At 60.6% G+C, this 10,150-nt stretch carries 13 protein-coding genes; 1 reads left to right on the top strand and 12 read right to left on the bottom strand.

Going from position 1 to position 10,150, the window contains the following annotated elements:
* Nucleotides 1–4: 4 nt before the first annotated feature.
* From BMY25_RS16720 to gpJ, 9 genes are all read right to left on the bottom strand, one after another.
* Nucleotides 5–1,132, bottom strand: a complete 1,128-nt coding sequence (locus BMY25_RS16720) for a hypothetical protein (RefSeq protein ID WP_143062032.1) — start codon at nucleotides 1,130–1,132, stop codon at nucleotides 5–7.
* A gap of 98 nt (nucleotides 1,133–1,230) precedes the next feature.
* Nucleotides 1,231–1,473, bottom strand: coding sequence for a hypothetical protein (locus BMY25_RS16725; RefSeq protein ID WP_092498661.1), 243 nt, complete (start codon nucleotides 1,471–1,473; stop codon nucleotides 1,231–1,233).
* Nucleotides 1,457–1,870 carry a hypothetical protein gene (locus BMY25_RS16730; RefSeq protein WP_092498663.1) on the bottom strand — a complete coding sequence of 138 codons (414 nt, stop codon included), beginning with the start codon at nucleotides 1,868–1,870 and terminating at the stop codon, nucleotides 1,457–1,459. The genes BMY25_RS16725 and BMY25_RS16730 overlap by 17 nt, the downstream gene beginning before the upstream one ends.
* On the bottom strand, nucleotides 1,864–2,136 hold the full coding sequence (locus tag BMY25_RS16735; protein ID WP_092498665.1) for a hypothetical protein: 273 nt from the start codon (nucleotides 2,134–2,136) through the stop codon (nucleotides 1,864–1,866). Before BMY25_RS16735 ends, BMY25_RS16730 begins: the two co-directional genes overlap by 7 nt.
* Complete coding sequence (locus BMY25_RS16740; protein WP_092498667.1) at nucleotides 2,133–2,681, bottom strand: glycoside hydrolase family 108 protein; 549 nt, start codon at nucleotides 2,679–2,681, stop codon at nucleotides 2,133–2,135. The genes BMY25_RS16735 and BMY25_RS16740 overlap by 4 nt, the downstream gene beginning before the upstream one ends.
* A gap of 20 nt (nucleotides 2,682–2,701) precedes the next feature.
* Nucleotides 2,702–3,016: a hypothetical protein gene (locus tag BMY25_RS16745; RefSeq protein WP_092498669.1), complete on the bottom strand. Its 315-nt coding sequence runs from the start codon at nucleotides 3,014–3,016 to the stop codon at nucleotides 2,702–2,704.
* Between the two features lie 102 nt (nucleotides 3,017–3,118).
* Complete coding sequence (locus BMY25_RS16750) at nucleotides 3,119–3,532, bottom strand: hypothetical protein (protein ID WP_092498671.1); 414 nt, start codon at nucleotides 3,530–3,532, stop codon at nucleotides 3,119–3,121.
* Nucleotides 3,529–4,020 (bottom strand): hypothetical protein, encoded by a 492-nt coding sequence (locus BMY25_RS16755; protein WP_092498673.1) that lies wholly within the window; start codon nucleotides 4,018–4,020, stop codon nucleotides 3,529–3,531. Before BMY25_RS16755 ends, BMY25_RS16750 begins: the two co-directional genes overlap by 4 nt.
* Nucleotides 4,017–7,688, bottom strand: coding sequence for a TipJ family phage tail tip protein (gene gpJ, locus BMY25_RS16760; RefSeq protein WP_177176911.1), 3,672 nt, complete (start codon nucleotides 7,686–7,688; stop codon nucleotides 4,017–4,019). The genes BMY25_RS16755 and gpJ overlap by 4 nt, the downstream gene beginning before the upstream one ends.
* Here gpJ and BMY25_RS21330 point away from each other — a divergent pair.
* On the top strand, nucleotides 7,687–7,809 hold the full coding sequence (locus BMY25_RS21330; protein ID WP_255365513.1) for a hypothetical protein: 123 nt from the start codon (nucleotides 7,687–7,689) through the stop codon (nucleotides 7,807–7,809). The genes gpJ and BMY25_RS21330 overlap by 2 nt on opposite strands.
* A gap of 16 nt (nucleotides 7,810–7,825) precedes the next feature.
* Here BMY25_RS21330 and BMY25_RS16765 read toward each other — a convergent pair whose 3' ends face one another.
* The 3 genes from BMY25_RS16765 to BMY25_RS16775 are packed head-to-tail and all read right to left on the bottom strand — an operon-like array spanning nucleotide 7,826 to nucleotide 10,087.
* Entirely contained in the window at nucleotides 7,826–8,620 is a 795-nt protein-coding gene (locus tag BMY25_RS16765) for a tail assembly protein (RefSeq protein ID WP_092498677.1), read from the bottom strand.
* Nucleotides 8,613–9,374 carry a C40 family peptidase gene (locus BMY25_RS16770; RefSeq protein ID WP_092498679.1) on the bottom strand — a complete coding sequence of 254 codons (762 nt, stop codon included), beginning with the start codon at nucleotides 9,372–9,374 and terminating at the stop codon, nucleotides 8,613–8,615. Before BMY25_RS16770 ends, BMY25_RS16765 begins: the two co-directional genes overlap by 8 nt.
* Nucleotides 9,371–10,087, bottom strand: a complete 717-nt coding sequence (locus BMY25_RS16775) for a phage minor tail protein L (RefSeq protein ID WP_092498681.1) — start codon at nucleotides 10,085–10,087, stop codon at nucleotides 9,371–9,373. The genes BMY25_RS16770 and BMY25_RS16775 overlap by 4 nt, the downstream gene beginning before the upstream one ends.
* Nucleotides 10,088–10,150: the final 63 nt, after the last annotated feature.

Genomic DNA, 10,150 nt, shown 5'->3' on the forward strand with positions numbered 1-10,150 from the left:
CGGATTAGGCGTAGCCCATCTGCTTACGCAGCATGTCCAGCACCTGAATTCCCCGGTACATATCCTCGAAGAACATGGTCTCGCCGGTCTCCGGAACGTGGATCGTCATCGGCGTCAGGAACGGCTGGTTGGCGCGGAAAGCTTCGCGCTTGGCATAGCCATCAATCGTCTTGTAGGCGCCGAGCTGGATGCCATGAACGATGCGGCTGCGACCCATCCACTGCTTCTCGATCGAGGTGTGTCCGGCGACGTGGATGTGCCCGCCCCAGACGACATCCTCGCCCTGCCAGTTCTCCAGGATCCACACGGTGATCGCGTGAACGGAGTTGAAGCGGGAGTTGCCGCGATACTTGTGCCGAGCGATGTGAGTGAAGGATTCCCCGTTCGGAGAGTTCATGCGCACGCGGACCTGGTCCGTGTCGTAGATCGGGCCGAGACCGTAATCGTCGAACATCTTCTTGAGGACGTCGACGCCGCCGGCGCTCGTGGTCCAATCCATGTGATTGCCGGAGATCGCGGCGATCATCTTCGGAGCCAGGACGGAGATGTAGTGCTCAGCCAGGCGCCAGGCGTCGGAGTGGCTCATGATGTCCTTGCGACGCTCGCGCTCCAGGAAGCCGACGATGAAGTTGTCGAGCCAATCGCCGATACCGACAGCGAAGAGATGCGGGTGCTGGTTGATCACATAGGCGTCGTCAAAGGCGCGACGCACCAGCGTGCCGATGTTGTTGAGGTGATGATCCGGAAGCCCCACGACGCCATACGGCCCGGGGAACTGCACGTTCAGGTCGATGCAGGACTTCTGGTGATGGTGGGTGGCGAAGCGTTCGTTGCCGTCGATTACGCGCTTCAGGAGATCCTCAACCGGTTCCTCGTAAGGCTCCGGGAGTGTCTCGATCGTGCGGAACTTCTCGCCGATCGGCGCGACCGTGGCGGCCTTTGCCTTGCGGGAGATGAGAGCAGGAACCGCTTCGCCGCTTTCATGCAGCCGGCGGACCATGACAGCATGGTTCCGGACCGTGCGCGGGGAGATGTCGAGAGCCGCGGCAACATCGCCGATGGTGGGATAGCGCGTCACGTCATTGTAGATCCGGGCGAAGTTCTCCCAGCGGGTCTCTTCCATAACTGTCATGTGTTTCTCTTCAGGGTAAGTCAGTGTTGACTTATAAGACTTGGCGAGCAGATGCCCAAAGCCGCGTCTTCTAAGTATATTATATACGTACTACGTATTTACTTCTTTGCAGGCAGAGGCTCCGGGTCTGCAGTCTGCTTCTCGTAGTAGGTGACGAGACCGTTCATCTTGGTCATCCACCGGCCCACGGCGATCTTGTTCTCGACGGACTTCCGGGCGTCGTCCGGCGTCACGCAGACCATCTTGCCGCTTTCGCAGCCCTGCCACTTCTCGTCGTAGAGCTTCACCGGGCCGGGGCGCGCCGGATGGACGATCTTCAGGCGCTCAGTCCTGACCGTCACCGTTGTTTCCGGCGCTGGCATCTTCGAGCATCCGGTTAAGCCGAGCAGAAAGAGCGTTGAGGCGATCAGCCGTTTCATGGGTGTCCGTTCCCGTGTCGATGGTCTGGGTGTCGACGACGACGGACTGCCATTCGGCTTCAGCCGCCTCGTTGTGCTTGGAGAGGTCTTCCAGGTTCTTCACCTGGGCGTCGTTGTCGGCCTTGAGATCGGTGAGCGACTTCTCAGCGATCGCGCGCTGGTCCTTCTCCGTCGCCAGAGCGCTCTGGGACGTCACCAGGGCGTTCTGCAGGTGCGAGACGTACAGATAGACTCCGACGATGCTCCCGACCGCCAGCAGCGCTGCAAACGCGATTGCGCACGCTTTCAGGGGGAGTTTCGCAAGGATCGCGCTCAGCATGGGCCAGGTCCGTTCGGAGGAGAGGGAGGCAGGCTGGCGCGCTTGTTATTGTCGTCCCAAACCGCGCCGAAGATGTAGGCGAAGAGCAGTGCGATGCCGGCGCCCAGCAGCGTCATGAACGCCTGCGCCTGGAGCGGGCCGGCACCGAGGATCAGAAGATACTCGGCGTTGCCGGCGATCCAGGCGAGCGCCAGGTACAGGAGCCGGCGACGCCTGGGCCAGTTGTCGAGGTAGAGCGTCTCGACCAGCTCCTGCGGGGATCTCACTGCAGGAAGCTCTTGGCGCGGTTGGTCCAGCCCTTCAGGAACTTCGACTGGGATGCGTCGTGCGCCACGATGCTCTGATAGAATTCGATACGCTCCGCGACGATCTGGTTGACGACGGTCTTCGCGCCCAGACGGGCAACCGCATTCGCCGCGGCCGCTTCAGTCTTCGGCCCGGAATAGCCATCGACCTTGAGCCCGGCCTTGGCGCAGGCGTTCAGCGCTTCCTGCAGGCACTTGATCGAGCGGCCGCCGCCGGCATTCACCGAGATGTCGAAGAGCTGCGGCTGAAGCACGTCGGGAAAACCGTCGATGCCCGGAGCCTGAAAGAAATCGCGCTTGTAGAGGCGGTGGGCGATCTCCGGCGTGACCAGCATGATGTCGTGCTTGTCGATGTCGCCGTCGTGATCGAGGTCCATCTCCGGCTTGCCCTTGGCATAGCGCAGCGACACACCAAGGTTGGTGGCGCCGCCGGCGTCACCACGGACCTCGTTGTAGCCCCCTTCCCGCTTGATGATGTCGTCGATCATCTGGTCAACGGTCTGCATGGTAAATCAATCCTGACTGATCAATGAGTGTACGGAAATGCCTTGAAGACCTTGTCGAGGATCCCGAGACCCCAGGTGAGCAAACCGCCGACCGCGATGATCACGAACCAGCCGCCGCGCGCCTTGTTGACGAGGGTGTTGACGGCACCGATGCCACTGCCAATCGACTGAATCTCCTCGCGGAGCCCCTCGATCTCCTTCATGGACTCCTTACGGTGCTGGCTCATCTCCTGCTTGGTCTCGCGCCGGTGTTCGGCAAAATCGTCGGACAGGCGAGACAGGCGCTCGATTACGACGGCAAGCGTCGGATCTTTGGTCTCGAGAGAACTCGGCATCACTCACTCCAGGTCAGAGAAGGACGCCGCGGTCACTCGGGCATCAGAGATAAATAAATACTGATTTATTATAGAGCCCGTGGAACCACACGGCAATATAGTTCACGCGCCGAGCCCGGCGGAAATTGCCGCCCAGTCCACCTGTACCGCCTCGTCGACCTCTGCTCTCTTCTTGGCAGCATCGATGGCGACCTTGAGCGTGTAGCGCAGATTCTCCAGCTTGGAGTTTACCAGAGTCCACTGATCGGCCGTATTCTTGGTCACCTGAGCCGTAGCGGCGATCGTCTGTCTCTTGGCTTCAGCCTCTGCCCTAATTAGCGGGTAGCTGTCGGCGTGAGCTTCGACGTTTGGATCGGCGAGCGCGGTCGTCGCTTCCTGCAACTTGGTGAGATACGTCAGTTCCTGGCCCGGAATCACGGTCAGATAAACCGAACGAATCTTGCCGATCTGAGTGTTCACCTCAGTGACCTTCTCGGCCTTATAGGCCGCCAGATCGAACGTCATGGCGAGCTTCATTCCGCAGTCACCTCGAACCTGAAAACCTTATTGAGCTCGGGATAGGCGACCGTGATCGCATATGTGCAAGGTTCTTCAGCCACAAGCTCAACATCAGTGCCGTCGGACAGATATTCCGCATCGTTGATGGCGATAGAAGCGCCCTGGAGAACTCCCTGAAGAAGGGCATAATCCACGCCGTCAGCCGCGACTGTCGCTTTCGACAAAGTCGGCTGAGGAAAGGGAATGGCTTGCAATGAAGCCAGATCGATGATGCTGGCATCGAAGGGCGTGACCAGTAAATTCACCAGACCAAACCCCTCCGGCGGTGTCGGGAGATGAACGCGCTGAATGCGACCAGCGGAACGAATGATCCCGGTCGTCAGAGAATAGATGACGAAGGGAACGATATCGAATGGATTAGGCTCGCTGCTAGGCGCGCTAGCGTAATCATCCGAAACGGCTTCCGAGGACGACTGATCTTCTGAGAAATCCTCTACTTCGCTCAACGTTTCATCTCCATCAAAACAATTGAGATTGTATTCTGAACGTTGTCGTTAACACTCGTAGAAAGAGTTGCCACAACGGTGACGGTCTGGTGTGGGTTGTACATATTTCGATTCAGAACAATGTAGCCGCTGTAAGTAATCGTGCCCTCGATCGAGCCGGTTCCTGCTTTTCCGCCGACGGAGCCACTGGCGAACCAGTTGCCATTCACGGTCACAGTTAGCTGCGCGGAATTGTCACCGCTCGTGCCGTTCTTGAAGGTGGAGACCTCGGCCGTTACCTGAAGCAGAGCGTCACCCTGGCCGCTATCATCAAAGGTATGCTGCAGTGTCTGCTGCCCGGTGCCGTTGACGCCGGCAACGCTGGTGACAGAGTTGTACTGCATGTTCTTGGTCTGAAGAGTATTGGAGACGATATGGTTTGCCGTAATCGTGTCGGCCTTGATCTTGTCGGACGTGACTGCATTTGCCGAAATACTGTTTGCGACGACTGCGCCTGCAGCGATCTTGTCGGAAGTGATCGCGCCGGACTTAATCTTGTCACCGGTCACGGAGACGGCGGCCAGCTTCGGCGCAGTGATCGACTCGTCGGTGATCTTCACGCCCTTGATTGAGCCATCGGCATAATCGTCAGCAACGAGCTTATCGGTGGTGCCATTCACCGATGCGGTGAAGTCGCTGTAGTTGCCCGTCACGTCGATTGCACGGGCCCAGACGTAGTATTTGGTCTTGGACTTGAGCCCGCTGACGATACCTTCCTCGCCGAAGAAGGCGCCGGAGTACATGGCAGTGCCGATGTCGTTGGTCGTGTTGTACCAGAGCTCGACGTTCTCCAGATCCGGATCGGGAGGGTTCGTCCAGGTAAGGTCCAGCAGTCCGTAACCTGTATCCACGACCTTGAGGTTCGTGGGCGCGGTCGGAGGCGAAGCGTCCGACGAAAGGTTCAAGACAATGACCTGCAGCGGAGCCGAGACCGTCAGCTCGGCGACGTTCTTGCTGAAGACGTCATAGCCGGCGATCCGCACCCAGTAGGGCACGTTGTCGGAAGTCGGGATCGTGATCGCGGTGTTGCTGCCGTCGTAATAGGGCGCCGTGTTGAGCGGGTCGATATCCTTCTGAAGCGACCACCAGACCATCGTGCCGGCGAAGTCCGTTTCCGAGGCCGGAGCGCTCCAGCTAATGAACGCCGCCCCGTTACGAGCCTGGACCGTCGGCACCATCGCGCTCGGCGGCGGGTTGTAAGCGTCGATGCTCTCCGTCTCGGAGCTGCGATCCATCACGTCCCAGATCGTGACGGAGAACGTCAGCTTGCGGCTGGCGCCCCGCGCATAGACCTCGTTGTCCTTGAGATTGGAATCCAGGCTGTAGGTGTAGTTGTCCGTCGTGATGGTCTCGGTGCGCAGGATATCGCCTGTCAGCGTGTCCTTCACCGTCACGACGTTGTTCTTGAAGAAGGGGTTGTTGGCGCCCGTGTTCTTCGGGAAGTTATTGGTCCAGGTGAACGTCACGTCGCGGCCGGAGAAGACACCTGCTCCGGCAGAGTTCTTGATCGCCAGGTTCGTCACCCAAGGGTTGTCGGTTCCCGCCCAGCCGTGTGCGGTGTAGCTGAGCGACGCCTCCTTGGAAACGATGCCGGCAACGCTGGTCGCGGAGACGTAGAAGACGTAGTCGCCATCGACCACGTCATCGATGTCGATCGACGTATCCTTCGTCGAACCGTAATCGACAGCTCCGCCAGGCGTGGTGGCGCGAACATTGTAGCTGACCGAGGCGAAATCCGGCGTCGGGGTCCAGGACAGCGTGATGCGCGAGCGCGGCGTGCCGTTGTTGTAATACTGGTTCTCGACGATGGTCAGGTTCGTCGGCGGCTTGATCGTCGTCTTCGGCCGTGTGTAGGTGACGTCCGGCAGATTAAGGCCGTACTCCACACGCGCGTACTTCGTCGGATCGTGGAAGAGCGCGGTGATCTTGAACGTGTGCTTTTCGTCTTCGGCGACCGACAGCACACGGTATTCGCGCGGATGCACATCGGTGCCGCTGATCACGTACATTGCATTCGGCCGCGGGAGCTCAGCGAAAGCCGGGTTCACGGTCACCTTGTTGCCGTCGAAGCCCGTGATGTTGCGCGCCTCGACGTCGCCGCTCGGCAGGGTGAGCATGAGCTGGTAGGTCTGACCGGAGGCCGGGGTAAAGCTGTCGCTATCCAGGACAATGGTCTTGCGAGCCGTTCCCTCCGTACCCACGATGCGGCCGCCGGCACGAACCTGCGCCTTGCGCGGATCGGCGACCGCAATGATGTTGCCGGGCTTCAGTCGCGCATGATCCCAGGAGGCCGTATATTCGACCGTCTCGGTCTCGTGCTGCTCGACATCGAGGATCCACTTACCAAAGCGGTGAGCCTGTCCGCGGGACGTGCAGCCGTAGGCAGTGACCTGCGTCTCACGCCAACCGAAGCGCTGGAGCATCGCGTCGTTGATGACGGGCTCGAGTGTCTGCCTGTAGAAGTCCTCAGGATCGTTCCAGGCGACAACGGCAACCGAGTGCCGCGCCTTCATGGCGGTGCCGCTATACTCGAACTGGCCGTTGATGACGTTCGCCGGCGAGACGAGCTGCACCGGATCAGAAGGCATGTCCGCAACGGCGAAGACCTGACCGAGCGACCAGTAGGCCATGCCGCGGAACGCGGAGACGATATTCTGCAGGACGGTGTACGCCTCGTCCCGCGTGTTGATCACACCATTGTAGACGAAGCGGGGCTCGTACATCGCCTCGCCGCTGGAGCTGTTGTAGCCCGACGGCACCTGCTCGTCGCAATACTGCGCGATCTGGTAAAGACCCCACTTGTCGATCTTGGCGGCGTCGATGAACTCGCCAAGGCCATAGCGATCGTTGGTGATGAGATCGTAGAAGATCCAGGCGGGGTTGTTCGTGTACCGCTTGCGGAAGGTGCCATCCCAGACGCCGGTATAGGCTCGCGTATCCGGATCGTAGTTCGACGGCACCGCGATCTTCAGCCCCTTCACATGGAAGGAGCGCGCAGGAAGGTTGCTGCCGAACTGCTCGGAATCGACATCGATGTAGACGAAGGCCGTGTTCGGGTAGGTGAACCGACCCTTTGTCAGGACGACATAGCTGTCGAAATAGAGCTCGTTCTGGAGCGTGTCCTTATCCGCGTCGGGCGTGATACGGCGCACGCGGATGTCCCAGGGACAACCGCCGCGAGGCAGGTTGATCACATGCGCCTGATAGAAGGGCGACGTGCATTTCTGATGGTAGATGAGGACGTGTGCGGCTTCGGACCAATCGCCATTTATGGGGCGGACGTCGATGTAATACTCGAGACTCGTCGTGGTGATGTTGCCGTCGTCGTCAGTCTTCACCAGCGCCGGGATCTGGGTAATGACGCGGACGGAGTCGGCGTTCTGCTCGTTGATGGTGCGCAGGATCGGGCCCTGGGCCTCATAGACCCGCGTGCCCACGTCCACAGGCGTCTCCACCTGCGTCGTGCCATTGACGTACTCCTGGTCAGGCAGCCCGGTACGCTGTTCCCAGGTCACACCCTTGAAGTTGAGGTCGCCATCCTCGTTCTCGACTGGCGTCTGATCGAAGAAGATCGACTTGGCGCCGTTCACGAGACCCACGATTTCGCCTTCGCCCAGAAGCTCGACCATGCTGGCGGTCGTCTTGGAGCGCAGCGTGTTGGAGGCTTCCGACGTCGAACCGCTGCTTGCGCCCTTGCTGCTGCCCTTTGAACCGAGAATGGGCGACGGAACCGGGGTGAAAGGCGGCTGAAAAAGACTAGCGAGACTCACGAGCCCGGCCCCCATGCTGTATTGCCTGATCCGGCCGTGCCACCGGCATCACCACCGGCGCCAGAAGAGCCGGATGAGCCGCCATTGCCTCCCGTGCTGACCCCAGTGCCAGAGGAGCCCGAAGAGGAACCCGAAGAGGAAGCGTTCCAGGCGGAGTTGCCGCTGGTGCTGCCTGAGCTGTTGCCGGCTTCTGTCCAGGCGCCGATGTTCTCGATGTCGAGGCCGCCAGAGATCAACTGGCTGCCGGTGATCACCTCGCCGTAGATCAGCGGGACCGAATTGCCCTGTTCGTAGGAGTTGCCCGGGCCATTCACCGTGAAGCTGGTGTCGCTGTCGCTCTTCTTGGACTTGTTCTTGGAGGTCAACATCGACGAGACGCCGGCGAGCGACAGAGCGACACCAACCATCGCCATGTTGCCGTAGGTCAGGCCGGTGGAGCCGATCGCCGCGGAGAGGCCGCCGGCAGCAGGCGCAAAGAAGATCGCCGCGCCCACAAGGGCCACGCCGAGGATCGCCTTCATGACGCCGCCGCTCTTGGACCCCTTGAGGACGGGCACAATGTGCAGATCGGCCTTACCCAGGCGGAACTCGTTCACGTCCCCGAGCTCGAGGTGCATTCCGCTCTTGCGAGCGCCGCGCACGACTTCGTAGGCGCCCTTCTCCAGTTCCTGCGCAAAGCCCTTGAGACAGACGTTGAGCGCGCGGATCGCCTCGCCGGCGGTCGCGACCTCAAGTTTGAAAGGACCGCCGAACTTCTTCTTCAGGCGGCCGTAGAGGACGACCTCACGCATTCTGACCCTCGTAGCGAACCCAGATTTCGGCGTGCCGAGCCCAGATGCCGACGGGTTCGCGGCGAGACAGCCGGGTCGGCAGATGATGAAGAAGGAGATCGTTAGAGAGGAGGATGCCGGCGTGGTTCAGCTTCTCGGAGCGAATACCCATCAGGAAGCAGTCGCCCGGGCGAACCTCGGAGAGCGGCACCGGCGTGAAGCCGAACTTCGCGAAATGATCGGCGTAGAGATCCTGATCGCCGCTCCACCAACCATCGCTGCGGGCGACTTCAGGCAGCTCAATGGGATCGAAGGGCCAATCCTCGATACCCTGCTCAGAGAGCCTCTCCTTGCCCAGACGGAAGGTGTCGCGGACGAGCGAGTAGCAATCGTGGATGCCATGCGTGAACTCGCGGCCGATCACCGGCGCGATCGGCAGGCTGTCGCCCCAGACGATCGGCGGGCTTGTGCGTTCGCCGTCTGTGACGATGATGCCCCAGGGCAGATCCATATCGATCTGGGACTGCATGTCCCGTTCAGAGGGGTAGAAGGGGCCGCCGGGATGCGAATGCAGCACGGCCTGCAGAGCGCCGGTGTCGAGCGCATCCTTGTAGACCCGGCTTGCAATCTCGAAATCCTGCTCGGGCGCCGTCGCGTAGTTGAAGCAGGGCTGGTAGACCCCGCCCACGACCAGACCGCACGACTCCTTCGGATATTCGGCACGCGCGTGCGCCTGCGCCGCCTCGATGACGGAGGGACTGAGAAACTCGCTCATGACGTGCGTACCCGCGCGACACCGGGGAAGCCTCCGAACGGAAGCGCTGCGTCCTCGCCGAAGCGGCGCTTGCAGCCGGAGATCTTGCGGCTGCACGCATCCTTGGTCTTGTCAGTCGTGACCTGGTCGAGAGCGTCGTAGTAGACGCTCTGCGCGTAGGGGCACTGAGCATGGCTGTAGTCGAAGGACTGGGTCTTGGTGTTGTAGCTGCGATAGCGCCACAGGCAGGTATCGCGGATGACCTGGCGCCCGGGCAGCTCCTTGCCTTCCTGGTCGATGGAAGCTGACAGCTCCCACTCGATATAGACCGGGTTCTCGGAGATCTTGCGTTCGACGCGGAAGATGTCGGGGCCATAATAGGCCGTCGGATCAGCCTCCTCCTGACCGTCGAGAAAACGGCGGAAGGTGCGCACGCGCTTGACGGTGCAACCCAGCATGTCGCCGTAGGTGTTGACGATGCTCTGGAAGACGCCGTTGGAGTTGGCGACCTTCATGTGCGGCGTGGGCAGCGAGCCTTGCGCGTTCGTCTCGAAGTCGGTGAACTCGACGTCCACGGGCGTGTAATAGAGCCCGCCGAACGTCACCCCCTTCGCGTCTTCTGCCGCCTGGCAGAAGTAGTAGATCTGGCCGCCGAGATCGGTCGCATCGAGCGAGAACAGCGCAATGCGCTCGCCCGGGGCTGGTGTTTGAGCAACGGAGAGAAGATCGGACATAGGAGCCTTGAGTTGAGGCTTCTATGGTAAGTCAATACTGACTTATGTTTCAAGCGAAAAGGA

This window comes from Faunimonas pinastri (assembly GCF_900110915.1).
GTDB lineage: Bacteria > Pseudomonadota > Alphaproteobacteria > Rhizobiales > Afifellaceae > Faunimonas > Faunimonas pinastri.

Coding starts and splice junctions, on each gene's coding strand:
- gpJ (WP_177176911.1), bottom strand. CDS start 7,688: ATGGTCGAGCTTCTGGGCGAAGGCGAAATCGTGGGTCTCGTGAACGGC.
- BMY25_RS16720 (WP_143062032.1), bottom strand. CDS start 1,132: ATGACAGTTATGGAAGAGACCCGCTGGGAGAACTTCGCCCGGATCTAC.
- BMY25_RS16730 (WP_092498663.1), bottom strand. CDS start 1,870: ATGCTGAGCGCGATCCTTGCGAAACTCCCCCTGAAAGCGTGCGCAATC.
- BMY25_RS16740 (WP_092498667.1), bottom strand. CDS start 2,681: ATGCAGACCGTTGACCAGATGATCGACGACATCATCAAGCGGGAAGGG.
- BMY25_RS16750 (WP_092498671.1), bottom strand. CDS start 3,532: ATGAAGCTCGCCATGACGTTCGATCTGGCGGCCTATAAGGCCGAGAAG.
- BMY25_RS16775 (WP_092498681.1), bottom strand. CDS start 10,087: ATGTCCGATCTTCTCTCCGTTGCTCAAACACCAGCCCCGGGCGAGCGC.
- BMY25_RS16765 (WP_092498677.1), bottom strand. CDS start 8,620: ATGCGTGAGGTCGTCCTCTACGGCCGCCTGAAGAAGAAGTTCGGCGGT.
- BMY25_RS16745 (WP_092498669.1), bottom strand. CDS start 3,016: ATGCCGAGTTCTCTCGAGACCAAAGATCCGACGCTTGCCGTCGTAATC.
- BMY25_RS21330 (WP_255365513.1), top strand. CDS start 7,687: ATGCTGGCGGTCGTCTTGGAGCGCAGCGTGTTGGAGGCTTCCGACGTC.
- BMY25_RS16770 (WP_092498679.1), bottom strand. CDS start 9,374: ATGAGCGAGTTTCTCAGTCCCTCCGTCATCGAGGCGGCGCAGGCGCAC.